The organism is Zunongwangia profunda SM-A87, assembly GCF_000023465.1.
GTDB classification, from domain to species: Bacteria; Bacteroidota; Bacteroidia; order Flavobacteriales; family Flavobacteriaceae; genus Zunongwangia; species Zunongwangia profunda.
Map to the genome: position 1 here is coordinate 4,960,855 of NC_014041.1, position 24,356 is coordinate 4,985,210.

General features: G+C 37.6%; 21 protein-coding genes. 9 read left to right on the top strand and 12 right to left on the bottom strand.

What is annotated here, in order from left to right; all coding sequences use genetic code 11:
• The first annotated feature begins 122 nt into the window (after positions 1-122).
• Positions 123-1,481 carry a dihydrolipoyl dehydrogenase family protein gene (locus ZPR_RS21805; protein ID WP_013073962.1) on the top strand — a complete coding sequence of 453 codons (1,359 nt, stop codon included), beginning with the start codon at positions 123-125 and terminating at the stop codon, positions 1,479-1,481.
• Positions 1,482-2,542: 1,061 nt separating this feature from the next.
• Here the strand turns inward: ZPR_RS21805 and ZPR_RS21810 are convergent.
• Positions 2,543-4,333, bottom strand: a complete 1,791-nt coding sequence (locus tag ZPR_RS21810; protein ID WP_013073963.1) for a hypothetical protein — start codon at positions 4,331-4,333, stop codon at positions 2,543-2,545.
• 1,415 nt (positions 4,334-5,748) lie between these two features.
• Positions 5,749-6,540 carry a hypothetical protein gene (locus tag ZPR_RS21815; protein WP_013073964.1) on the bottom strand — a complete coding sequence of 264 codons (792 nt, stop codon included), beginning with the start codon at positions 6,538-6,540 and terminating at the stop codon, positions 5,749-5,751.
• A gap of 117 nt (positions 6,541-6,657) precedes the next feature.
• Here ZPR_RS21815 and ade point away from each other — a divergent pair, with 117 nt between their 5' ends.
• Positions 6,658-8,280 (top strand): adenine deaminase, encoded by a 1,623-nt coding sequence (gene ade / locus ZPR_RS21820; protein WP_013073965.1) that lies wholly within the window; start codon positions 6,658-6,660, stop codon positions 8,278-8,280.
• A 302-nt stretch (positions 8,281-8,582) separates the two neighbouring features.
• Entirely contained in the window at positions 8,583-8,987 is a 405-nt protein-coding gene (locus ZPR_RS21825) for an ankyrin repeat domain-containing protein (RefSeq protein ID WP_013073966.1), read from the top strand.
• A 49-nt stretch (positions 8,988-9,036) separates the two neighbouring features.
• Here ZPR_RS21825 and ZPR_RS21830 read toward each other — a convergent pair whose 3' ends face one another.
• The 3 genes from ZPR_RS21830 to ZPR_RS23540 are packed head-to-tail and all read right to left on the bottom strand — an operon-like array spanning position 9,037 to position 11,316.
• The gene (locus ZPR_RS21830) at positions 9,037-9,609 is read right to left on the bottom strand and encodes a uracil-DNA glycosylase family protein (protein ID WP_013073967.1); all 573 of its coding nucleotides are present in this window, start codon (positions 9,607-9,609) and stop codon (positions 9,037-9,039) included.
• Complete coding sequence (rsmI, locus tag ZPR_RS21835; protein WP_013073968.1) at positions 9,609-10,280, bottom strand: 16S rRNA (cytidine(1402)-2'-O)-methyltransferase; 672 nt, start codon at positions 10,278-10,280, stop codon at positions 9,609-9,611. The genes ZPR_RS21830 and rsmI overlap by 1 nt, the downstream gene beginning before the upstream one ends.
• Before the next feature lie 4 nt (positions 10,281-10,284).
• On the bottom strand, positions 10,285-11,316 hold the full coding sequence (locus ZPR_RS23540; protein WP_013073969.1) for a hypothetical protein: 1,032 nt from the start codon (positions 11,314-11,316) through the stop codon (positions 10,285-10,287).
• Between the two features lie 101 nt (positions 11,317-11,417).
• Between ZPR_RS23540 and ZPR_RS21845 the strand changes: the two genes are divergently transcribed.
• From ZPR_RS21845 to ZPR_RS21870, 6 genes are all read left to right on the top strand, one after another.
• On the top strand, positions 11,418-12,065 hold the full coding sequence (locus ZPR_RS21845) for a thymidine kinase (protein WP_013073970.1): 648 nt from the start codon (positions 11,418-11,420) through the stop codon (positions 12,063-12,065).
• Positions 12,058-13,164, top strand: coding sequence for an alanine racemase (gene alr, locus ZPR_RS21850; RefSeq protein ID WP_013073971.1), 1,107 nt, complete (start codon positions 12,058-12,060; stop codon positions 13,162-13,164). The genes ZPR_RS21845 and alr overlap by 8 nt, the downstream gene beginning before the upstream one ends.
• A gap of 54 nt (positions 13,165-13,218) precedes the next feature.
• On the top strand, positions 13,219-13,659 hold the full coding sequence (gene mscL, locus ZPR_RS21855) for a large conductance mechanosensitive channel protein MscL (RefSeq protein WP_041579369.1): 441 nt from the start codon (positions 13,219-13,221) through the stop codon (positions 13,657-13,659).
• 247 nt (positions 13,660-13,906) lie between these two features.
• Positions 13,907-14,896 carry an aspartate-semialdehyde dehydrogenase gene (locus tag ZPR_RS21860; RefSeq protein WP_013073973.1) on the top strand — a complete coding sequence of 330 codons (990 nt, stop codon included), beginning with the start codon at positions 13,907-13,909 and terminating at the stop codon, positions 14,894-14,896.
• 96 nt (positions 14,897-14,992) lie between these two features.
• Positions 14,993-17,161 carry a prolyl oligopeptidase family serine peptidase gene (locus tag ZPR_RS21865; protein ID WP_013073974.1) on the top strand — a complete coding sequence of 723 codons (2,169 nt, stop codon included), beginning with the start codon at positions 14,993-14,995 and terminating at the stop codon, positions 17,159-17,161.
• Positions 17,162-17,381: 220 nt separating this feature from the next.
• A complete protein-coding gene (locus ZPR_RS21870; RefSeq protein WP_013073975.1) occupies positions 17,382-18,353 on the top strand; it encodes an ABC transporter ATP-binding protein in 972 nt (323 codons plus the stop codon).
• Here ZPR_RS21870 and ZPR_RS22760 read toward each other — a convergent pair whose 3' ends face one another.
• From ZPR_RS22760 to ZPR_RS21905, 7 genes are all read right to left on the bottom strand, one after another.
• Positions 18,354-18,917, bottom strand: coding sequence for a porin family protein (locus ZPR_RS22760; RefSeq protein ID WP_083759801.1), 564 nt, complete (start codon positions 18,915-18,917; stop codon positions 18,354-18,356).
• 41 nt (positions 18,918-18,958) lie between these two features.
• A complete protein-coding gene (locus tag ZPR_RS21880) occupies positions 18,959-19,408 on the bottom strand; it encodes a transcription elongation factor (protein WP_228249093.1) in 450 nt (149 codons plus the stop codon).
• Positions 19,409-19,418: 10 nt separating this feature from the next.
• The gene (mtgA, locus tag ZPR_RS21885; protein WP_013073978.1) at positions 19,419-20,111 is read right to left on the bottom strand and encodes a monofunctional biosynthetic peptidoglycan transglycosylase; all 693 of its coding nucleotides are present in this window, start codon (positions 20,109-20,111) and stop codon (positions 19,419-19,421) included.
• Positions 20,108-21,223 (bottom strand): NAD(P)/FAD-dependent oxidoreductase, encoded by a 1,116-nt coding sequence (locus ZPR_RS21890; RefSeq protein ID WP_013073979.1) that lies wholly within the window; start codon positions 21,221-21,223, stop codon positions 20,108-20,110. Before ZPR_RS21890 ends, mtgA begins: the two co-directional genes overlap by 4 nt.
• A 158-nt stretch (positions 21,224-21,381) precedes the next feature.
• Positions 21,382-22,731: an acetyl-CoA carboxylase biotin carboxylase subunit gene (gene accC / locus ZPR_RS21895; RefSeq protein WP_013073980.1), complete on the bottom strand. Its 1,350-nt coding sequence runs from the start codon at positions 22,729-22,731 to the stop codon at positions 21,382-21,384.
• A gap of 53 nt (positions 22,732-22,784) precedes the next feature.
• Positions 22,785-23,282, bottom strand: coding sequence for an acetyl-CoA carboxylase biotin carboxyl carrier protein (gene accB / locus ZPR_RS21900; RefSeq protein WP_013073981.1), 498 nt, complete (start codon positions 23,280-23,282; stop codon positions 22,785-22,787).
• Positions 23,283-23,299: 17 nt separating this feature from the next.
• Entirely contained in the window at positions 23,300-24,295 is a 996-nt protein-coding gene (locus ZPR_RS21905) for a beta-ketoacyl-ACP synthase III (RefSeq protein ID WP_013073982.1), read from the bottom strand.
• Positions 24,296-24,356: the final 61 nt, after the last annotated feature.

Genomic DNA, 24,356 nt, shown 5'->3' on the forward strand with positions numbered 1-24,356 from the left:
CGACGACTGCAGGGAGAGGAATGCATATGGAAAAAAGAAATAATAGAATGGCATCACCTATACTCTAATTTCTAAAAGCGAAGCGATCTATGATCTAACTTCTAATATCTAAAAATAATAACATGGGAATAGAAGAATTTGATGTTTTTGTAATCGGTACCGGAACTGCCGGAAAAGGCGTAGCCAAAGATTGCGCCGAAGCCGGCTGGAAAGTAGCCATAGCCGATAATCGAGAATATGGCGGCACCTGCCCCAATCGAGGTTGCGATCCAAAAAAGGTATTGGTAGGAATTACTGAAATTATCGAGCGTTCCCAGAATATGCTGGGATTGGGAATTTCTAAAATGCCCGAAGTAAACTGGGAAGATTTACAGAAATTCAAGTATAAATTTACAGGTGCTATTCCCGCAGCTACCGAAAAAGATTTGGCTGCTCTTGGCATCAAGATGTATCATCAATCTCCTAAATTTTTAGACGAAAACACGCTTTCGGTAGAAGGGAAAACGGTAAAGACCAAAAAAATCGTAATCGCCACTGGTAATAAACCAATGCCGCTTAAAATTCCGGGAGCAGAATTAATGCTGAATAGCGATGATTTCCTAGAATTGGAAAAGCTTCCTGAATCGATGATTTTTATTGGTGCCGGCTATATTGGGATGGAATTCGCTCATATTGCCGCTAGACTCGGTGTGGAAGTTACCGTGATCGATACCGAACCCAGACCACTTTCAAATTTTGATGAAGATATGGTGGCGCATCTTACCGAAGCTTCCGAAGCTATTGGTATCAAATTTATATTCAATGCGAAAGCTTCAAAAGTAGAAAAACTTAGGAAATACCTTCGGGTGACTGCAGAAACGAAAAACGGAGAAGAAATTTCTGCAAAAGCAGAACTGATTTTTAATACTGCCGGACGTGTCCCTTCCATTGACGAATTAGAATTAGAAAAAGGGAACGTAGCTTTTACCAATAAAGGAATTACCGTAAATGAGCATCTACAAAACACCAGCAATCCAAGTGTTTATGCTTGCGGAGATGTTTCCGATAGTGAAGGATTACCGCTTACACCACTTTCTTCCCAGGAATCGCGGGTGGTTTCAGCGAACCTTTTAGGGAAATATAATAAAACCGAAGCGCATTATCCACCGCAACCTTCTGTAGTGTTTACACTGCCCAACGTGGCCTCCGTAGGACTTTCAGAACAACAAGCTAAAGAAAGAGGATTTGATTATGTAGTAAAGCATAAATCGGTACCCAGCTGGTTCAATTCTAAGCGTATTGCCAATCAGCACTATGCGTTTAAAGTGATTAAAGACAAAGAAACCGAAAAAGTTCTTGGCGCTCATCTGGTAGGTCCAGATGCCGGAGAAATGATTAATATGTTTGTAATGGCAATGTGTGGCGGTCTTTCCTGCCACGACCTAAAAGCGATGATTTTTGCATACCCGACTTGGAGTAATGATATTAAGGGAATGACGTAGTTCAGTAGGCAGTAAACAGTCGCAGTAAGCAGTTTAAATAGAATTTAGATCGCTTCGCTGTTAGAAATTAGATTGCTTACGCTAGTTAGATTTTTTGAAATAAGTCTTTGACAAGAAATGAGGAAATAGAGTAGAGAGACAAGAACCAAGAAGTGTCACTTCGAGTGATTTCTTCTCTCGCCAAAATTCGACATTTCCAATCCTGATTCTTATGTTCTAAAATTAAAACTTATCAGGTTAAGGTCTCGTCAATGCGCAAAACCACTCGTCATGACATTCCACAGAATACATTTATTGATTTTCAAATTGTCTATTCCTAAGAGAATTTGTATCGAGAAGTAAACGGAAAACCTAACAGGAAACTACGTCATTTCGACTGAAGCGTAGCGGAACGGAGAAATCTTAATGTTCAAAAATACGGTACACAAGAGATCTCTCCGCGTAGGTCAAGATGACATCACTTTACACTCAAAATTCAGCATTTAAAATTCGACATTTTAATCCTTATTCCAGACTCTTGTGTCTTGATTCTATGTTCTTATGTTCTAAAAGCAAAACCTATCACATCTAGGTCTCGATACAATTTTGCTTCGTTTTACTGCACAAAACCACTCGACCTGACATTCCAACGAATAAGTTTATTGATTTTCAAATTGTCTATTCCTAAGAGAATTTGTATCGAGAAGTAAACGGAAAACCTAACAGGAAACTACGTCATTTCGACTGAAGCGTAGTGGAACGGAGAAATCTTAATGTTCAAAAATACTGTACACAAGAGATCTCTCCACTTCGGTCGAGATGACATCACTTTAACATTCAAAATTCAGCATTTAAAATTCAACATTTTAATCGTGATTCCTGTTTCTTGTGTCGTGATTCTATGTTCTTATTTTCTAAAAGCAAAACCTATCACATCTAGGTCTCTATACAATTTTGCTTCGTTTCACTGCACAAAACCACTCGACCTGACATTCCAACGAATAAGTTTATTCATTTTCAAATTGTCACATTAACACATCATCAAATTTTTTAACAGGCGAAGCCGTTCTAAAATCTAGCATTTAAGCCACTTCCGCCTGCTGTACAATTTCTAAAATTCGGCTTTCGCAAATCAATAAATCGGTTAAAAATTGGTTTTCTTTAATCAGCTTTTTAGAGAACAAATCCTTATAATAGTCAATGCCTTCTTCCAGATTTTGTGTAAATCGGGTGAACTTTTTTGCTTCCCGTCTATTTGAAAAATCGGTGCTCTCTGCCAATTCTTTTAAGTAATCGATGTACAATTGCAGCTCTTTAATAAACATATGCGGGCGATAGCCACTCAGCACATTTGTTCGCCCATAGATGTGATCGATCAATTCTTGTAGCGAATATTTACCCGAGAAATAGGCCAAATTAGGACCGGGACAAACGGTCACAAAATCCATTTTCTTTACAAAGGTGAAATCGTAGTTTTTAGCGACACTATTACACAAACCGGTACACAAGCACTCTTTTTGAAATAACAAATTGGCTTCCTTTGCCTTTTCAGCACTCGATAAATCGGAATGCTGAATTTGCTTCAGTTTCAATTTTTGGTATTTATGCGAAGCAGTACAAATCGGTTTTTCGGTAAATTCGGTATTCGCTTCTAATAATTTCTCGGGACACGAACTACCGGGTTTATTTCGTAAAAGATTTTTTCTTCGGAAGTCTTCTCCGCTAGCTCCCTTCAGGTAGTTAAACCGAACACCCAAGGGCGAACTGTGGCTCAAAACAATATCTTCTTCTTTTGATTGTTGAAGTTTCCCTAAGGTTTCAGAATCGACATTGGTTGCTTCCGGACACAGTAAAAACGGCGATCCCCAACCAGTCGCATCAGCCTGAAAATAATCTTTTAGCAAGGTATCTTCTTCAAAAGTACCTATCCCACCCTGAACGGTGATCTTTATTTCGGGAAATTCAGAAATTTTAGTTTCTTCACCAACAGCACTTCGGTAAAGTGCCGATAATTCAGAGTGTAATTGGGCTTTGTTCTGCTTAAATTCTTCCATTATCGGCCCTAGCAGATAACCATCGGTTGCAAAGGCGTGACCCCCGCAGTTTAGGCCGGATTCAATTCTGAATTCACTCACCCAGATTCCCCGTTTGGCGAGGTATTTTCCCTGAATTAAAGCCGAACGGTAATCGCTGACTTTTATAGCAATGGCTTTGCTGAAGTTACCGTTGTTATCGGGATGAAAGCTTTTAAAAGAGGATAGATAATTGAACAATCTTGGATTCATCCCAGCCGAAAAAACCAGGGTTGAATGCTCTAAATTGCTTTCTGCATACCCTTTTAAAGCCTGTAAAGCATCAGATCCATTTTCGATAACTTCTTTGTTGTCATCGATTTGATCGCTATCGATTTTTGTCATGATATTGACTTCAATCGCACCGGGTTTTACTTCATTTCGCAGTTCAGACTCCAGACTCTCTTTTTCTGAAGAATCCGTTAGCTGAAGAAATTTAAGGTACTTCTGTTTTAATTCAGACACTTCCGGCAGCATTTCAAAATACTTGGTGATTTCTGAAGTTCCTGAAAAAGCAGCGGTTTTCACCTCTTCTACTTTCTTTTTCACTTCTTCACTTATCAGATTCAGATAATCGGTAATCCGTTTAGCTCTATAATTGGGTTCCTTTTTGCTTATGGGCAGAAAAGGCTCGTTATTCAATTTGTAATAATACGCGCGCATTTTTTCGATAAGGTGATCTTCGATAATTGAAATGGAAGAGTTTATCCCAAAATGCGCCACTTTTACCGGCGTATCAATGGTGTAAGCAATGCCCATCACCGGAATATGAAACTGATGTGGGGATATGGCGTTTTTCATTCGTTTTAAGTTTAATCCCCAAAGATGAAAAGTAGCTAGCGTTTAAAATATGACATTTATCAGGTTTTGGGAGTTTAGTATTTAGAAATGAGATGTGAGATTTTAGAAACTAGCGTGTAGAGTATAGATGCTAGACTTTAGTGAGTAGTGGAAGTTAGTTAAAAGAATTCTACATTTTTAATCTTGGCTCTTGTGTCTGACTCTATATCCTAGGTCCTAAAAGACGAAGAGTATCAGATTGAGGTCTCGATACAATTTTGTTTCGTTTCACTACACAAAATCACTCGACCTGACATTCCAACCACTATATTTATTCGTTTTCAAATTAGCTAATCTCTAACTACAAATCAAATCATAACTTTCAGGTTAAAAAGATCTCTCCGCTTCGGTCGAGATGAACGCGTTTTTCTAATTTAAAACTCATCATTTTTAATCGTAATTCCTGGCTCTCTTGTCTTGATTCTATTTTCTATGCTCTAACAGCGAAGTATATCAGATTGAGGTTTCGGTACAATTTTGTTTCGTTTCACTACACAAAATCACTCGGCCTGACATTCCAACCACTACATTCATTCGTTTTCAAATTAGCTAATCTCTAACTACAAATCAAATCATAACTTCCAGGTTAAAAAGATCTCTCCGCTGCGGTCGAGATGAACGCGTTTTCTAATTTAAAACTCATCATTTTTAATCCTGATTCCTGGCTCTTGAATCTATAGTCTATACTCTAACAGCGAAGTGTATCAGATTGAGATTTCGATACAATTTTGTTTCGTGTCACTATACAAAATCACTCGACCTGACATTCCAACCACTACATTCATTCGTTTTCAAATTAGCTAATCTCCAACTACAAATCAAATCATAACTTCCAAGTTAAAAAGATCTATTCTCCGCTGCGGTCGAGATGAGCTCGTTTTTTCTAATTTAAAACTCAACATTTTTAATCCTGATTCCTGGCTCTTTTTTCTTGGTTCTATTTTATATACTCTAACAGCGAAGCGTATCAGATTGAGGTCTCGATACAATTTTGCTTCGTTTCACTATACAAAATCACTCGGCCTGACATTCCATCCACTACATTCATTCGTTTTCAAATTAGCTAATCTCTAACTACAAATCATAACTTTCAGGTTAAAAAGATCTCTCCGCTGCGGTCGAGATGAGCTCGTTTTTTCTAATTTAAAACTCAACATTTTTAATCCTGATTCCTGGCTCTTTTGTCTTGATTCTATTTTATATACTCTAACAGCGAAGTGTATCAGATTGAGATCTCGATACAATTTTGTTTCGTTTCACTACACAAAATCACTCGACCTGACATTCCAACGAATAAGTTTATCCATTTTCAAATTGTCACATTAACACATCATCAAATTTTCTAACAGCGAAGCGGTCTAAATTCTAATTACTAACTACTTGCTAATCATTCGGTACATTGGGTTTTGCTTTCGGTTAATAAAACCGTGATAAGCAGCGTTAAGACCGATTAAAATAGCGCCACCCAAGGCAACGTAAGCGATTAAAGTTTGGTCTTCAGAATGCCGCATATAAATGGCAAACAACGCCCATATCCCAACGACTGCGAACTCCCGCATACATCGGGTATAAATCATTACAATATTCAAAATCGCAGCGACAACAATCATTATAATCGTCCATTGTACTTCAGAGAAAATGCCTCCCTTCCATCCAATTTTAGCTAAATAGGCGGCGATATTCGCAATAGTCGCCACAGCAATCCATCCTGAATACAAACAAATAGGCCACCAGCTAAAAGCGATGATCTTTAAAGGCGCATCCCAACGTTCCATATTGGTATTTAGGATAATTTTGATGAGCGAAAACAGAATCAACAACATCAAAAAGATGGATAAGCCTGTGTATTCATACAACCAAACAATCACCCATAAAGCATTGGCAAGATTGGCTACAATAAACCAAAACTTTGTTTGTTGAAGAAACTGCAAATCGGTTTTTGGGCCGAAAGCCTGATAAAGCTGGTATCCTGAAAATGCCAGTAATCCTAAATAAATAATTCCCCAAATCGCAAAAGCATAATCGGCCGGCGTAAAAAGGTTGAAATATTCGTGACTTAGGCTTCCCATTGTATTTCCGTTAAGCTTTACGGCCTGCGTATAATAACTCACAAAAAGCGTGTTCATTACAGAAATAAAATTGAGAACAGCGAGCAGTTTTGGTTTCATAGTTTTTTATTATCGTTTTTGCTCTAAGGTTTTAAGCGTGTATATCCTTTTATAAAGCTACTAAAATATACGTTCCCAATTTAATTTATTACTTTCAGCATTTAATAAATTCATAAAATGAAGATCATTAAAGGACAGTTGGTTGATATCGAGAATCAAAGGATTTTTCCTGCAGAAGTTCACCTTAAAAATAAAAAGATCGTCGCAATTAGAGAATGTGAACATAATGAAAAGCAATTTATTATGCCTGGATTTATCGATGCACATATTCATATTGAAAGCTCGATGCTTGTCCCTTCTGAATTTGCTCGTGTAGCCAGTATTCATGGTACGGTAGCGACGGTTTCAGATCCGCACGAAATCGCCAATGTGCTTGGTATTGATGGGGTTAACTTTATGATCGAAAATGCTAAAAAAGTGCCTTTAAAATTCCATTTTGGAGCACCAAGTTGTGTCCCGGCGACTACTTTTGAAACGGCCGGAGCGGTAATCGATGCACAAGCGATTAAAGCGTTAATGCAGTCTCCTGATATATTTTATCTGGCAGAAATGATGAATTATCCCGGAGTTTTACATGACGATCCCGAGGTGTTGGAAAAAATAAAATGGGCGCAGCATTTTAAAAAACCTGTTGATGGGCATGCACCCGGACTTCGCGGAAAAGATGCCGAGAAATATGTAAAAGCAGGAATTAGTACCGATCACGAATGTTTTACCTACGAGGAGGCAAAAGAAAAATTAGAATTAGGAATGAACGTGATTATCAGGGAAGGTAGCGCCGCAAAAAACTTTGAAGCTCTTATCGATCTCTTACCCCACTATTACCATAGTATGATGTTTTGCTCTGACGATAAGCATCCAGACGATTTGGTTTTAGGACATATTAATCAGCTTTGTAAGCGGGCGGTGGCTAAAGGAATTGATATTTTTAAGGTTTTACAAGTAGCCTGTATTAATCCCGTAAAACATTATAACCTAAATGTTGGTTTGCTGAGAGAAGGTGACGCAGCCGACTTTATCGTAGTGAATGATCTCACTAATTTTAAAGTATTAAAAACTTATATCGACGGAGAAATTGTTGCCGAAAACGGCCAATCTCATATCCCATCTGTAGCTTTTAAAACACCCAATAATTTTAATATTACTGAAAAATCACCTAAAGACTTCCAATTAAAAGCCCAAACCGATTTGGTAAGAGTGATCGAAGCATTAGATGGTGAATTAATTTCTAATGAAATTGAAGGCAGCGCCATTTTAGAAGCGGGATCACTTTCCTCGAATATCAAGCATGATATTTTAAAAATTTCAGTGGTAAACCGCTATCAAGAAAAGTCTCCTTCTGTAGCATTTATTAAAAATTTCGGACTTAAAAAAGGAGCCATCGCAAGCTCGGTTGGGCATGATTCTCATAATATAATCGCAGTTGGAACTACTGATAAAGAAATTTGTAATGCCGTAAACCTCATCATTAAAAACAAAGGAGGGATTTGTGCTGTTAACGATGATAACGAAAAATCACTGCCATTACCAGTTGCTGGGATTATGAGCAACAAGGATGCATGGGAAACGGGAAAATTATACCAGGAAATAGACATAATGGCGAAAGATTTAGGAAGTACATTAAAAGCTCCGTTTATGACTTTGTCCTTTATGGCCTTATTAGTAATACCAGATCTTAAATTATCGGATAAAGGTTTATTTAGTGGTAAAAAATTTGAGTTTGTAAAGGTTGTTTTTTAAGCGGTTAGCCTTCAGCTATTTGCTCTTATTTCTAAGTATTGAAAATGTAACATTCAAATTATTTAATCTCGTTTCTTTACTACTTCTAGTTTGGGGTATCGGCAAATCGTAATAAATTGGTGTTAAGGTCGTTCCGTTTCGAGCGCTCTCGAAATTCATCTGAAATTATCGATTCTCAAATCACTGCTTCAAATATTAAAATATTCTTAAAAAAATAGATTTTTATTTTAGATCTGTAACATTTTAGATTTTGAGGCGTCTTTTAGGTAAACAATCATTTATCAATCATTAAATCATTCATCATGAAAAAATCAATTTTTACATTCGCCTTAGCACTTGTTCTTACTTCTGGAATTGCAACTGCATCTGAAGCTCATCCTTCTTTATCAAATTCATCTGAATATCCTGTTGAAAAACTAGCTGCGCTTAATTTAAACTCACTTTGCAAAGCCATAATTGCAGGCAATTATGATATGGTAACCCAGTTAATTCAAATGGGAGAAGACATCAACCAAAAATCTTTAGGAAAAACACCGGCAATGTATGCCGCTCGCTACAATAAAGCCGACATTTTATCGCTCTTGATTGAGAAAGGAGCTGATCTTTCTGTAAAGTCTGATCAGGAAAAGCAAACTGCTGAAGAATTTGCTGTGAACTCGAATGCAAAAGAAACCATCGAAGTCTTAAAAAAAGCAGGTAGAAAATAAGTCTTTTTAGTTAAAAGAAGTCAAAGTGCTATGTATCATAGCACTTTTTTTATTGTAATATTCCAGCAATAAGATGTTGTATTTTGGGAATCATTTCTTTTTCAAACCAGGGATTTTTAATCCGCCAAAACCGGTTTACCGGTGAAGGATGTGGCAATGGCAAGAACTCAGGTAAAAATTCATCAAAATTCGACACTTTTTCGGTTAAATTTTTATATCTGGATTTTGGCAAATAATAGTTAGAAGCATACGAGCCAATTAATATTTTAAGCTGTACACTTTCTAAGTGTTCAAAAACCTGATGATGCCAAAGTGGAGCACATTCTTTTCGTGGCGGTAAATCTCCGGTTTTACCCTTGCCGGGATAGCAAAAACCCATAGGAAGAATGGCAAAATTAGCAGGATTGTAGAAAGTTTCTTCACCTACATCAAGCCATTCTCGTAACTTTTTACCGCTTTGATCTTTCCAGGCAACCCCCGATTGATGTACCACGCGGCCAGGCGCCTGACTAATCAAAATAATCTTCGAATTTTTTACTGCTTCTATAATCGGTCGTGGCCCTAATGGCAAATGCTCCCGGCAAACATCGCAAGCGCGTATTTCCTTTAGCAAATCCTGCATTATTTATTTCCGGCTACAATAACTACAATTTCCCCTTTTGGTGGTTTTTGCGTGTAATGTTTTAAAACTTCTTCTGCAGTACCTCTTATAGTTTCTTCATGAAGTTTGGTGATTTCACGTGATACTGAAACCTGTCTATCAGCACCAAAATATTCTATAAAATGGCTTAATGTTTTTAATAATTTATGGGGCGATTCGTAAAAAATCATCGTTCGATTTTCTTCGGCAAGTAATTTTAATCGCGTTTGCCGCCCTTTTTTTACCGGTAGAAAACCTTCAAAAACAAATTTATCATTAGGCAGTCCACTATTTACCAATGCAGGCACAAAAGCTGTAGCTCCCGGTAAACAATCCACCTGAATCCCTGCTTCTACACAAGCACGCGTTAATAAAAATCCGGGATCCGAGATTGCCGGAGTGCCCGCATCACTTATCAAAGCAAAAGTTTCACCAGCCTGTAACCTACCTACCAGTTGATCTACCGTTTTATGCTCATTGTGCATATGATGGCTAAGCATTGGTGTAGCAATATCAAAATGCTTTAATAATTTACCGCTATTACGAGTATCTTCGGCAAGAATTAAATCCACCTCTTTTAAAACTTTGATAGCTCTAAAAGTAATATCTTCAAGATTGCCTATTGGAGTGGGAACCAAAAAAAGTTTTCCCATAAAATTATTGAAATTTATTAGCGATTATTTCTACAAATCGATCTTCGTACTGCTCTTTTCCTTCCCAGTTATTATAATCTGGTTTCACCACTAACTGAATGAATTTATAGGCTTCATCAAAATCGCTAAAGGTATTTAATTGGGAAAGGACACGATTATAATCGGCCGCATTCCCTGCAAATAAATGTTTTATATAAGCCAGGCGATCGTTTAGTCCTATACTTATTCCACTTTTTAATCGGTCATTAACCGATCTGGGCCTTTGTTCACTTTGGCGATTATTTAAGGGTTCAAAATCTGGAAGGTTATCGTAGTCTACGCCGATTTTCCTAAAATCATCGCTAGAATTTGAAGCTGGTTTAGGAGCTTCCGGATGCTCAATAGGTTTTGATTCCTCTTTTGTTTGTTCTTGTTGTGGAGTTATTTCCGTTTTTTGCTCCAGCTGTTTTTTTTCAGGTTCCGGCTCTGGCTGTTTAGGCTCAAATATTGGTGGTTCCGCAAAATGTTCTTCAGGAATTTCTGGATCCTTTAAAAGTTCAGGTTCATCCTGCTGGGGAGGTTCTGGTTGTTGAAAGGTGCTTTCCGGTGCTTTTGCCTGTTCCTGCTCTGTTTTCAAATGTGACCAGTCTTCATTAAGTGCATCCATTAAACGATCTAAACCTTCTGTCTCTGGTGGCATTTGTGCCACAATATCTTTAATTTTTTCTGTATTAGGCTCAGTTATCGCATCACTGTCATTAAACTCGGTTCCATCTGGCACGTAATAATTGCCTTCTTTATAACTTGTTTGCGATTGTGTTCTGGAAGGCTGGGGTTTAGATGGTGCGTAAGTATCCTCAGCATAACTCACTGTTTCTAAAGCCGGTTGCTCTTCTGTATTTTTATCTTCCAGATGAGCATATGTAAATTGTAATATGGTAAGTTTTTCATAAAGAATTTTAGCTTCTTGCTTAAGCTGATCGATTTGCTTCTCTGCATCTCCTTCTAAAATCTTTTGAGCCAGCTTTTTCAATTCAGCCTCTATAGTCTTCTTCATAACTTTAATAATTAGCCCTACGTACAGGGTTGGATTTTTAATAAATTTGTTCCACCTTTATAAAAAAGAGGTTATTTCCATTTCGATCTGAAAATTACAAAATGTTTCTCGAAAATACAGTAAATCACGAAGAGCAATTTGGCTGGATAGAGGTTATTTGCGGTAGTATGTTCTCTGGAAAGACCGAGGAACTTATCCGCCGACTTAAACGAGCCCAATTTGCTAAACAAAACGTTGAAATCTTTAAACCAGCTGTCGATACCCGATACGACGAGGAAATGGTGGTTTCTCATGATGCTAACGAAATTAGGTCTACCCCTGTACCTTCTGCATCCAATATTAGGCTATTGGCCGATGGTTGTGATGTAGTTGGAATAGACGAAGCTCAGTTTTTTGATGATGAAATTGTAAGCGTTTGTAACGATCTTGCTAATAGGGGAATCCGAGTTGTGGTTGCGGGCCTGGATATGGATTTTAAAGGAAATCCTTTTGGTCCCATGCCCAATCTTATGGCTACGGCAGAATATGTAACCAAAGTACATGCCGTTTGTACCCGTACCGGAAACCTTGCCCAATATAGCTACCGAAAAGCCATAAACGACGATTTGGTTTTTCTTGGCGAAACTGAAGAATACGAGCCTTTAAGCAGAGCAGCTTATTACAAAGCGATGAACCAGGAAAAAGTTAGAAGAATGAATGTGAAAGATGCCGAAGTGATAAAGCCTAACTTAAAAGAAAAAAATGCCTAAAGCCCAGGAAACGGTTCTAGAAATAGACCTTAAATCTTTAGAACACAATTACCAGTATTTACGTTCTAAAGTTGAACCAACGGTAAAAATGATGGCCGTTGTAAAAGCATTTGCCTATGGAAGCGATTCGGTTACCATTGCTGCTAAGCTTGAAAAAGCAGGGATCGATCATTTTGCAGTTGCTTATACTAAAGAAGGTGAAACACTTAGAGCTGGCGGAATAGAAAAGCCGGTTCTGGTTTTACATCCACAACCGCATAACTTAACGCTCCTTATCGATAACTGCCTTACGCCAAGTTTATACAGTAAGCACATTTTAACCGAATTTATTAAAACTGCCGAAGCATTAAAACTTAAGGAGTATCCCGTACACATTAACATCAATACAGGATTAAATCGATTGGGTTTTGGTTTAGAAGAAATTGATCAGGTCATCACCCTTTTTAAAAACACCCTGGCGGTGAGGCTGGTAGGAATATATTCCCATTTAGCAGCTAGCGAAGATCTTGCCGAAAAAGAATTCACTCAGGGCCAGATTGAGACTTTTAAAAAAGCTTCAGGAAAAATCTTAAAAGCTTTTGATCATAAAATCATGCGCCATTTATGCAATACTTCAGGGATTTTAAATTATCCTGAAGCTACTTTCGATATGGTACGTACAGGCATTGGTTTATACGGCTACGGAAATTCTGCTCAAGAAGATAAGAAATTAAAACCCGTAGGAACTTTAAAAACAATAATATCCCAGATTCATAATATCAAAGCCGAAGAAAGTGTTGGTTATAACCGCGCTTTTATAGCCAAAAGAGATACCACTACGGCAACTCTCCCAATTGGTCATGCAGATGGGATAAGCAGGATCTACGGAAAACAAAAAACCGCGGTACTGATTAATGATAAAGAAGCTCCGATAATTGGAAATGTATGTATGGACATGATTATGGTTGATGTAACAGGTATTGAATGTAAAGAAGGAGACCAGGTCATCATTTTTGGTAAAGAAAGGAGTGCCGAAAAATTAGCTAATAATGCAGGAACCATCTCTTATGAGCTCATTACTTCTATCTCACAAAGAGTTAAAAGACTTATAATTGATTAGAATCTAGTCGATTTTTCTGTATTATTATACTTAAATAACATTCAAATCTATTCTATGAGCTTTTATTCAGACTTCAAGAAGTTTATAATGAAAGGAGACATCGTTGCCCTTGCTACAGCTGTAGTGATGGGGGCGGCTTTTAAAACCATTGTAGACTCTGTTGTAAAAGATGTGATTACCCCAATTATTGGTGTACTTACGGGCGGGACCGATTTTACCCGAAAATTTATCGCTTTAGATGGCCAGGCTTATGCCAGCCTTGCAGAAGCACAGGAAGCTAAAGCCGCAGTGATCACCTATGGTAATCTAATACAGGCGATTATCAATTTTCTAATCGTTGCATTATTTATATTTTTGTTCTTAAGAGCATACGAAAAAACAAAGAAAAAAGAAGATCCAAAGCCTGTTGCAGCTCCAAAAGGTCCTACTCAGGAAGAGCTTTTAGCACAAATTAGGGATGAGCTTAAAAAGCAAAACGGCACTGCTACAGAATAATCGCAGGCTCTAAAAACACGTGCACCGCTATACTGCACATTTTATGTTAGCAATATGTTCATTAAACCCCTCTTGAAAAAGAGGGGTCTTCTTTTTAACAAATATCATAAATACGTTTAAAAAGATCATTTTATCTCAAAAAAAAGGATTATTAGATCGATAGATCCTAACAGGTATAATACATTTGTATCATAATTCAATTCAAAATTCTAAAACCATCTGCCAAAGCAGATAAAATTAATTAAAAATGAAAGTAGCAGTTGTTGGCGCTACCGGAATGGTAGGGCAGGTTATGTTAAAAGTACTAGCCGAAAGAGATTTTCCTATAACCGAATTATTACCGGTTGCATCAGAAAAATCTGTTGGAAAGAAAGTAACCTATAAGGATAAAGAGTACACTATTATTAGCCTTGCTGATGCTGTTGCTGCTAAACCAGAAATCGCTATTTTTTCTGCCGGTGGAGGGACATCATTAGAATGGGCACCAAAATTTGCCGAAAATGGAACTACCGTAGTAGATAACTCTTCAGCATGGAGAATGGATCCTACCAAAAAACTAGTTATTCCTGAAATTAACGCTTCTGAATTAACAAAAGAAGATAAGATTATCGCCAACCCTAACTGTTCTACAATTCAGTTATTAATGGCTTTAAAACCGCTACACGATAAATACACTATTAAACGCGCCGTAGTTTCTACTTACCAATCGATCACCGGGACCGGAGTAAAAGCGGTTCAGCAATTGGAAAACGAATACGAAGATAAAGAAGGTGAAATGGCTTATCCTTATCCAATTCATCGTAATGCTCTACCACATTGTGACGTTTTCCAGGATAATGGATACACTAAAGAAGAGATGAAACTTACCAATGAAACTAAAAAAATCTTAGGAGATGATTCTGTTTCGGTAACGGCTACTGCAATCCGCATTCCTGTTGTTGGGGGGCATAGTGAATCTGTAAATCTTGAGTTTGAAAATGATTTTGAAGAAAGTGAGGTTCGTAAAATTTTAAATGATTTCCCAGGTGTTACCGTTCAGGATAATCCAGATACCAACACCTATCCAATGCCAATTTATGCTGAAGGTAAAAATGATGTTTTTGTTGGTAGAATTCGTCGTGATTATTCGCAACCAAATTCACTTAACCTATGGGTTGTTGCAGATAATTTAAGAAAAGGAGCTGCAACTAACGCCGTTCAAATCGCAGAATATCTTATTGAAAATAAACTGGTTTAAGTTAATTTTTACCGGTACTATAATTTACGAGGTTGTTGTTTTCAGCAACCTCGTTTTTTATTTATAAATTTAGCATCTCCACAAAAATCTCACATTATGAAAAAAATCATCATTGGAGTTTTCACATTGGCTGCACTGGCATCCTGTAAAGACTCTGAAGAAAAAAACACAGAAAAAGATACTGCTTTGAATTTAAACTATCCTAAAACCAAAAAAGTAGATACCGTAACCGATTACTTTGGCACCAAAGTAAACGATCCTTACCGCTGGTTAGAAGATGATCGCAGCGAAGAAACCGAAGAATGGGTTAAAGCTGAAAACAAAGTTACCTTTGGATATTTAGATAAGATTCCGTTTAAAGATGACTTAAAAAAACGCCTCTCTGAAATATGGAATTATGAAAAAATCGGTGCCCCTTTTAAAGAAGGGGATTATACCTATTTTTCTAAAAATGACGGTTTACAAAACCAATATGTGATTTACCGTCGTAAAAATGAAAATGATAAACCAGAAGTTTTTCTTGATCCTAATAAATTTAGTGAAGATGGTACAACTTCTTTAAGTGGGTTAAGTTTTTCGGATAATGGAAAAATGGCGGCCTATAGCATTTCTGAAGGAGGAAGCGACTGGAGAAAAGTGATTATTTTGGATACTGAAACCAAAGAAGTTGCTGAAGACACCTTAAAAGACATTAAATTTAGCGGCATTTCATGGAAAGGCAACGAAGGTTTCTTTTATTCAAGTTACGAAAAACCTGAAGGTAGTGAACTTTCAGCCAAAACAGACCAGCACCGTTTATTTTATCACAAAATTGGTACACCGCAATCTGAAGACAAAATGATTTTTGGAGGTACTCCAGAGCAAAAGCATCGTTATGTAGGTGGTAGCGTAAGCGAAGACAATAAATATTTATTTATTTCAGCTCGAAATTCAACGTCTGGTGGGAAGCTTTTTATGATGGATCTTACGAAAAAGAATCCGGAATTAAATACTATTATCGACAATGAAGATACTGATACTTACGTGATCGAAAATGACGGTAGCAAACTTTATATCGTTACCAATCTTGATGCACCAAATCAACGAATAGTAACCGTAGATGCTGCAAATCCATCTCCAGAAAACTGGGAAGATTTTATCCCTGAAACCAAAAATGTACTTAGCCCCTCAACTGGTGGCGGTTATTTCTTCACCGAATATATGGTAGATGCTGTTTCCCAGGTAAAACAGTACGATTACGAAGGGAATCTTGTACGTGAGATCGAATTACCGGGATTAGGTTCGGCTGGCGGTTTTGGCGCTAAAAAAGATGCAGATACCCTATACTATTCATTTACAAATTATGTAACCCCCGGTACCATCTATAAGTACGATATTAAAGAAGGAACTTCCGAGGTGTATAATAAACCCAATATCAACTTCAATCCTGATAATTACGAAAGTCGTCAGGTATTTTACAAATCTAAAGACGGCACTAAAATTCCGATGATCATCACCGCTAAAAAAGACATTGAACTTAACGGTAAAAATCCTACAATACTATACGGATATGGCGGTTTCAACATCAGCTTAACTCCGTCTTTCAGCACCGCAAATGCCGTTTGGTTGGAACAAGGTGGTGTTTACGCTGTACCAAACCTTCGAGGCGGTGGAGAATACGGGCGTGAATGGCACGATGCAGGTACCAAAATGCAAAAGCAAAATGTATTTGACGATTTTATAGCCGCAGCAGAATATTTAATTGAAAACAATTACACTTCTAAGGATTACCTGGCTATTAGAGGTGGATCTAACGGTGGTTTACTGGTGGGTGCAACAATGACGCAGCGTCCAGATCTTATGAAGGTGGCTTTACCCGCTGTGGGGGTAATGGATATGTTACGCTATCATACGTTCACTGCCGGAGCCGGCTGGGCGTATGACTACGGAACTTCTGAGGACAGTAAAGAAATGTTCGATTATCTTTATAATTATTCGCCGGTTCACAATGTAAAAGAAGGCACTAAATATCCCGCAACTTTGATCACTACGGGAGACCATGATGACCGTGTGGTGCCTGCGCATTCTTTTAAGTTTGCAGCAGAACTACAGGAAAAACAAGCAGGAGATGCTCCAGTGCTTATTCGCATAGAAACCAAAGCAGGCCACGGAGCCGGTAAACCTACAAGCATGATCATTGATGAATATGCTGATATTTTTGGTTTCACCCTATACAACATGGGATTTGAGCAGCTCCCAAGTGAAAATACAGAGTTGAAAGATTAAATTTTTGAATCCCGATTAGGCTCATTATCCTGCTCCTACCTAAATACTGAAGGACAGGGATCTAAAAAAAAAGATTATTCCAAATTACGGATAATCAAACTATTACAAATATAAAAAAAGAACCCACCTGATTTTATTGAATTTTAAAATCAGGTGGTTTTTTTGTTTCCCGAAATTACAAATTTGGGTATCTTCAAACTTCCTAAAATAACACCTTATTATGCTGAAGTTAGAAAACGTATCTTTTGCTTACGAGAATGGAGAACAGGTTTTAGAAAACGTTAGTTTTACGGCTAAGCGAGGAGAGAACATCTCGATCATCGGAGAAAGTGGCTGCGGTAAAAGTACACTACTTCAGATTATTTACGGACTTCTGCATACAGAAGGTAAGGTGTTTTGGGGAGAACAAGAATTATTGGGACCTAATTTTAATCTTGTCCCCGGGGAAGATTTTATCAAATACCTGGCGCAGGATTTCGATTTGATGCTACCACTAAGTGTTGCCGATAATGTGGGGAAATATTTAAGCAATATGTATCCTGTAAAAAAGAAAAAGCGTATTCAGGAACTATTGGAAGTGGTAGAAATGGAAGATATGGCCAATAAGAAAACGAAACTCTTAAGTGGTGGCCAACAACAACGAGTTGCTCTTGCAAGGGCCCTTGCCAAAGAACCCGAAATGGTTTTACTGGATGAACCTTTTAGCCATATCGATCATTTCAGAAAAAATAATCTTCGGCGTAAAGTTTTTAAATACCTAAAAGAGCAAAATATTACCTGTATTATTGCCACTCACGATATTACCGATGCCCTGGCTTTTGCCGACACTACGATGGTTTTGAAAGATCATAATATTTATGCAAAAGCGACTCCGGAAGATTTATATAACAATCCGCCAAACAAATATGTTGCCTCTTTGTTTGGCGATGTGAATGAATTGATGTTAAAAGATATTGTTCAAAATGAGACTTCAACTAAAAAGATCATTCTTTATCCTGAAGAACTAAAAGTGAGCCGAAAATCACCAATTAAAGCTACTGTTATTACCTCTTATTTTAAGGGAAGTACGTATTTAATTGAAGCCGATCTTAACGGAAAAACTGTTTTTGCTGAACATCGCTCGGCTATTCCCAGCGGTGCTCACGTGTATTTTGTAATTTCTAAACCGCTAATCGAAAAGCGAAAAATATAATTAAAACGTATACCCTAAGCTTAGCTGAAAATTATTTTCTTTACCTTCAATTGTAAACGGATTTATATTGGGCGGAGTACCCAACTGATATTCTCGATCCAAAACATTAGAAAGGCCTATAACATATCTTGCGCTCACTGTAAAATCAGCAATATCTGCACCTAAATTAATTAAGGCCCCAAAGGCAACATTTTCATATTGACCTTTAATTAATTCAGTATTTGCAAGAAAACCTATTTGAGGACCAACACCAAGATGAACCGGAGCTACAGGATACCATTTTAAAAACACAGGAATATTTATATAATCTGCGTATTGATCTTTTATTCCTTCCCTGGAGTACAAAGCTTCGGTTTGCAATCCAAAAGACGAATTTAAATCAAGACCAGCAAAGGCTCCAAAATGAAAACCCGTCCCGTCGTCGTCACTAAACCGAAAGTCATTTGGATCATCTTCCAAAGTGATTTTAGTAAAATTGACACCAGCTTTTACACCAAAGGAAACTTGTGAAAACCCAGAAAGACAGCACATCAAAAAGAGGGTTAGCACACATTGATTTTTCATGGTAATTGATTGATAAATAACGCACTAATGTAATCTTTTTTTCAATCCACACTTAAAATATTATTCTTAATTCCGTTAAATTCAAACTCTTCTCCCTCAGTTTTCCCCATTAATAATCTGGCCACCGGAGAATTCCCTCCTACCGCATAAAAAGTTTCGTTCTTCAGTTCCATTTTTCCCGCCGGAATACTTATAAAATAATTAGAAGCCGAAGTTTTTACTAAACAGCCTAACTGAATACGTTTAGAAGCCTCCCTGCCTTTGGCCAACTTTAGCGTATCCTTCTGTTGTTTGAATTCTTTAAGCTGACTGGATAATTTATTCCATTCTTCACTCATCATTTCCCGGCCGGTCTCATATTTATCCCCGGCACTGTTTTTTCCTTCGCTCTCCATATCTTCTTCAAGATCTTTAAGTGATCTTAAAATACGCTGAATGCGAGATTCTACATACTCTTCACACATGGTGTACAAATGGTCTTTTGTCGTCAAAATATAGATGTTATTTTTTTACTTTTTTTGGTTTATTTAAATCAAATTCGCCATAAAACTTCATTTGCTGGGTGATCCAACTTTTTCTTTGGCTAATATAATTACTGGGCGGATTTGCGCGGTATGTCCGGGGATTTGGTAAGATTGCTGCAATTGCGGCAGCTTCAGACGGACTTAAATTTAATGCATCCTTACCAAACCAGCTTTGTGCAGCTGCTTGTGCACCATAAACCCCTTTTCCCATTTCAATACTATTTAAATAGACTTCCAGAATACGTTCTTTACTCCATAAAAACTCTATCAAAAAGGTAAAATAAGCCTCTAGCCCTTTACGGATATAATTCCTACCAGGCCATAGAAATGCATTTTTAGCGGTTTGCTGCGATATGGTACTCGCACCGCGAACGCGCTTTCCTTTTTTATTGTTTTCGATAGCTTTTTGAATCGCTTCAAAATCAAAACCATTATGATTTTCGAAATTTTGATCTTCGCTACAGATCACTGCCAGTTGCAGGTTTTTTGAAATCGCTTCAATAGGCACCCATTCATGTTTAATTTCTTCATCTGAATGTTCAAAATAGCGAATAGCCATCAGGGGTGTAAAAGGCAACGGAATCCATTTAAAAAGGAGAACGAGCAAAAAAGTGATTAAAAAAAACCATCCTATAACTTTTGCTATAAACCGAAATATTTTTTTTATCATTCGCTACTTTTTGCCAGTTCTTTTCCTACTAAACTTCCTATCGCTATTCCCATTCCTCCTAATTTTACCCCGTAAAAAACATTAGTCGATAATTGTCCTATTTCAGGTTTTTTATCGGCTCCCATTCCCATAATTCCGCTCCATCGCTGGTCGATCTCAAATTCCTGATTGGGCAAAATAGTCGTCTTTAACAGTGCTTCTAACTGCTGCTGAACAATTTGTGTCTGCCCAAATTGTATAGTTTCCTCTTCTTTTATATCCAAATTCCTACCACCACCAAAAAGCAACCTGTTATTAATATTCCTAAAATAATAAAACCCTTTATCTAAATGAAATGTACCTCTAATCTGGAGGTTCGCGATAGGTTTTGTTACTAAAACCTGAGCTCTTGCAGGTTTTACATCTGTTATCCCAAATTTAGAAGCAAAACCGTTTGTAGCGATAAATAACTTTCTACACTCCACCTCGAAAGTATCTGTTTTCACCACCACTTTATTCCCTAGATCTTCGAAATTTCGGACGGCAATATTATTCAAAATTCGGATACCTTTTTTATAAACTTTTCGTAATAATTCGCTCATCATTTTTCCGGTATCGATCTGCGACTCAAACGGACTAAAAATGAGCTTTTCAGCAGTATTTTTAAATCCGAATTTATTATCAGAAAGCGAAAAACAATTGCTCTCAAAAACTTCATGGAGTAATCGATTAATATTAGCTATTTCAGCCACGCATTCTTCAAAGAGGCTTTTGTCTTTTTCCAGAAAAACCTCATATCCGCCGTGATTTTTAAAACCGATTTCATCATCACCTAAATTCTTCCTCAGCAATTTTAAACCATTTACCCGTTTTTGAATTAGCGAAACAACTTCTTCTTCCGGTAATGTTTTAAGATCCTCTAAAATTTCAGAAAGGCTACCAAAACAGGCAAAACCGGCATTTTTAGTACTGGCGCCTTCAGGTAAAAGTCCTTTTTCAAGAATTAAAATACTAGCCCCAGGGTAGTCTTTATGCAATTGAAGCGCACAGTTTAACCCGGTAATGCCGCTACCTACAATTACAAAATCTACATCAGACAGCCAGCTTTTTTGCTCCCAATACGAAAAATTCATACTAAACATTTATAATCTGAAATTACATAAACTTTTATAATTTAAGTAAGAATTAAAGAAAACCATTCGTTAATTTCTAATAATACTGATAAAAAGATAAAATTAGGCAATAAAAAAAGCCTCGCAAAACGAGGCTTTTTTATATAATATCATTCAAATTATTCTTCTATGGGGTTCATTTTAAACCCTTCCATAAATGCGGTGGTATAATTCCCTGCCACATATCTTGGGTCGTCCATTAACTGTCGGTGAAAAGGAATGGTGGTTTTGATGCCCTCAATCACAAATTCATCTAATGCACGTTTCATTTTATTAATCGCTTCTTCACGGGTTTGTGCCGTAGTGATTAATTTAGCGATCATAGAATCGTAATATGGCGGAATAATGTACCCGCTATATACATGGGTATCCACACGAATCCCATGCCCTCCCGGGGTATGCAGAGTTTCAATTTTTCCCGGTGATGGTCTAAAGCCATTATAAGGATCTTCAGCATTTATTCTACACTCTATAGAATGTAATTGCGGCTCGTAATTCTTTCCTGAAATTGGAACACCTGCCGCTACTAAAATTTGCTCACGAATTAAATCGTAATCAATCACCTGCTCGGTAATTGGATGCTCTACCTGAATACGGGTATTCATCTCCATAAAGTAGAATTTACGATGTTTATCCACCAGGAATTCTACAGTTCCCGCTCCTTCATATTTAATATACTCTGCAGCTTTTACAGCTGCTTCTCCCATTTGTTTACGCAGCTTAGGCGTCATAAACGGAGAAGGAGTTTCTTCGGTTAATTTTTGATGACGACGTTGTACCGAACAATCTCTCTCAGAAAGGTGACAGGCTTTACCTGTTTGATCCCCAATAATCTGAATTTCGATATGGCGAGGCTCTTCGATAAGTTTCTCCATATACATGCCATCATTACCAAAAGCAGCTCCGGCCTCCTGTCTCGCAGAATCCCAGGCAGACTGCAAGTTTTCTTCTTTCCAAACAGCCCGCATTCCTTTACCACCGCCACCGGCAGTAGCTTTAAGCATTACAGGAAATCCTATTTCTTTCGCCAGTTTAAGGCATTCATCATAATCTTTTAAAATACCCTCTGAACCGGGTACGCAAGGTACTCCTGCAGCTTTCATCGTAGCTTTAGCAGTAGCTTTGTCCCCCATTTTGCTAATCATCTCTGCTGAAGCACCGATAAATTTAATATCATGCTCTTCACAAATTTTAGAAAACTTCGCATTTTCTGAAAGGAAACCATATCCTGGATGGATGGCATCAGCATTAGTTATTTCTGCTGCTGAAATAATATTCGCAATCTTTAAATACGATAAATTACTTTGAGGAGGACCTATACATACTGCCTCATCTGCGAATCTTACGTGAAGACTTTCTGCATCTGCAGTAGAATAAACCGCTACCGTTTTTATCCCCATCTCTTTACAAGTACGGATAATACGCATTGCGATCTCTCCCCTATTGGCAATTAATATTTTTTTAAACATACCTGTGGTTTTTATTTACAGGAAAAATATTCCTGTGCAAAAATTGGCAAGAATTAAGAAGGATCTACTAAAAATAAAGGCTGATCGAACTCTACGGGAGACGAATCGTCTACCAGTACTTTTACGATCTTACCAGAAACTTCACTTTCAATCTCGTTGAAAAGTTTCATAGCCTCTATCACACAAAGCACATCTCCTTCCTTGATAGTATCTCCAACTTCTGCAAAAACAGGTTTATCTGGTGAAGGTTTACGGTAAAAAGTTCCGATAATCGGAGATTTTACAGTAACATATTTAGAAGTATCTTCGGTTGGTTTAGCTTCTTCTTTAGGTGCAGCTGTTTCCTGCGGTGCAGGAGCAGGTGCCTGTTGTTGTACAGGCATTTGCGGTTGTACCTGTCCACCCATTGGCACTTGTTGCACAACTGTGGTTTCTTTTTCGTCTGAGCCCGTTCTAATAGTGATTTTCACATCACCGGTTTCCAGTTTTACCTCACTGGCACCAGACTTGGCAACAAACTTTATTAAATTCTGAATTTCTTTTAAATCCATAATAATAAGGGTGTTATTTAAGAATTATAAGCCCATTTAAGATACGTAGCTCCCCAAGTGAAACCACCTCCAAATGAAGCAAATATTAGATTATCTCCTTTTTTAAATTTTTTCTCGTAATCGCTAAGTAATAAAGGTAAGGTTGCGGAAGTTGTATTACCGTACCTTTCTATATTCATTAATACTTTTTCGTCTTCTACGCCCATTCTGTTGGCAGTGGCCCCAATAATTCTTTTATTCGCCTGGTGCGCAATTAACCAGTCTACATCTTGATTTGTTAGATGATTACGTTCCATAATCTGAGCGCTAACTCCAGACATATTAGATACAGCATATTTAAATACTGTTTTACCATCTTGCTTTACGTAATGTAATTTTTTAGCTATGGTTTCTTCAGAAGGAGGCAAAAGTGATCCTCCAGCTTCGATTCTTAAAGAATCCCTGCCAATAGAGTCACTACGCAGAATTTCATCCTGTAGGCCGTAACCTTCTTCGTTTGGTTCCATTAATACTGCGCCGGCACCATCACCAAAAATTATACAGGTCGTACGATCTGTATAATCTATAATCGAAGACATTTTATCTGCCCCTATGACTAATACTTTTTTATATCTACCCGACTCTATATAAGCAGCACCGGTAGACATAGCATATAAAAAGCCTGAACAGGCCGCCTGCAGATCATAAGAAAAGGCATTTATTGCTCCTATTTCTGAAGCTACATGAACTCCTGTTGCTGCCACCGGCATATCCGGAGTTGCTGTAGCAAGAATGACCATGTCGATTTCCTTAGGATCTAAACCTGTTTTATTGATAAGATCTTTAGCTGCCTGAATCCCTAAATATGAAGTTCCTTTATTAGGGTCTTTTAAAATTCTTCTTTCCTTAATTCCAGTTCGGGTAGTAATCCATTCGTCATTGGTTTCTACCATTTCTTCCAACATCTTGTTGGTTAACACATCTTCTGGCACATAGCCACCTACAGCTGTTATGGCTGCTGTGATTTTATTCATAGAATTGAATTTATACACCTTGTTTGCAGCTCGTTAGTGTACAAACAATTTGAGAAATGTA

Coding starts and splice junctions, on each gene's coding strand:
- ZPR_RS21810 (WP_013073963.1), bottom strand. CDS start 4,333: ATGAAAAACGCCATATCCCCACATCAGTTTCATATTCCGGTGATGGGC.
- ZPR_RS21845 (WP_013073970.1), top strand. CDS start 11,418: ATGTTTCTCGAAAATACAGTAAATCACGAAGAGCAATTTGGCTGGATA.
- ZPR_RS21865 (WP_013073974.1), top strand. CDS start 14,993: ATGAAAAAAATCATCATTGGAGTTTTCACATTGGCTGCACTGGCATCC.
- ZPR_RS21805 (WP_013073962.1), top strand. CDS start 123: ATGGGAATAGAAGAATTTGATGTTTTTGTAATCGGTACCGGAACTGCC.
- ZPR_RS21815 (WP_013073964.1), bottom strand. CDS start 6,540: ATGAAACCAAAACTGCTCGCTGTTCTCAATTTTATTTCTGTAATGAAC.
- ZPR_RS21825 (WP_013073966.1), top strand. CDS start 8,583: ATGAAAAAATCAATTTTTACATTCGCCTTAGCACTTGTTCTTACTTCT.
- ZPR_RS22760 (WP_083759801.1), bottom strand. CDS start 18,917: ATGAAAAATCAATGTGTGCTAACCCTCTTTTTGATGTGCTGTCTTTCT.
- mscL (WP_041579369.1), top strand. CDS start 13,219: ATGAGCTTTTATTCAGACTTCAAGAAGTTTATAATGAAAGGAGACATC.
- ZPR_RS23540 (WP_013073969.1), bottom strand. CDS start 11,316: ATGAAGAAGACTATAGAGGCTGAATTGAAAAAGCTGGCTCAAAAGATT.
- ZPR_RS21890 (WP_013073979.1), bottom strand. CDS start 21,223: ATGAATTTTTCGTATTGGGAGCAAAAAAGCTGGCTGTCTGATGTAGAT.
- ZPR_RS21830 (WP_013073967.1), bottom strand. CDS start 9,609: ATGCAGGATTTGCTAAAGGAAATACGCGCTTGCGATGTTTGCCGGGAG.
- alr (WP_013073971.1), top strand. CDS start 12,058: ATGCCTAAAGCCCAGGAAACGGTTCTAGAAATAGACCTTAAATCTTTA.
- rsmI (WP_013073968.1), bottom strand. CDS start 10,280: ATGGGAAAACTTTTTTTGGTTCCCACTCCAATAGGCAATCTTGAAGAT.
- ZPR_RS21870 (WP_013073975.1), top strand. CDS start 17,382: ATGCTGAAGTTAGAAAACGTATCTTTTGCTTACGAGAATGGAGAACAG.
- accC (WP_013073980.1), bottom strand. CDS start 22,731: ATGTTTAAAAAAATATTAATTGCCAATAGGGGAGAGATCGCAATGCGT.
- ZPR_RS21860 (WP_013073973.1), top strand. CDS start 13,907: ATGAAAGTAGCAGTTGTTGGCGCTACCGGAATGGTAGGGCAGGTTATG.
- mtgA (WP_013073978.1), bottom strand. CDS start 20,111: ATGATAAAAAAAATATTTCGGTTTATAGCAAAAGTTATAGGATGGTTT.
- accB (WP_013073981.1), bottom strand. CDS start 23,282: ATGGATTTAAAAGAAATTCAGAATTTAATAAAGTTTGTTGCCAAGTCT.
- ade (WP_013073965.1), top strand. CDS start 6,658: ATGAAGATCATTAAAGGACAGTTGGTTGATATCGAGAATCAAAGGATT.
- ZPR_RS21905 (WP_013073982.1), bottom strand. CDS start 24,295: ATGAATAAAATCACAGCAGCCATAACAGCTGTAGGTGGCTATGTGCCA.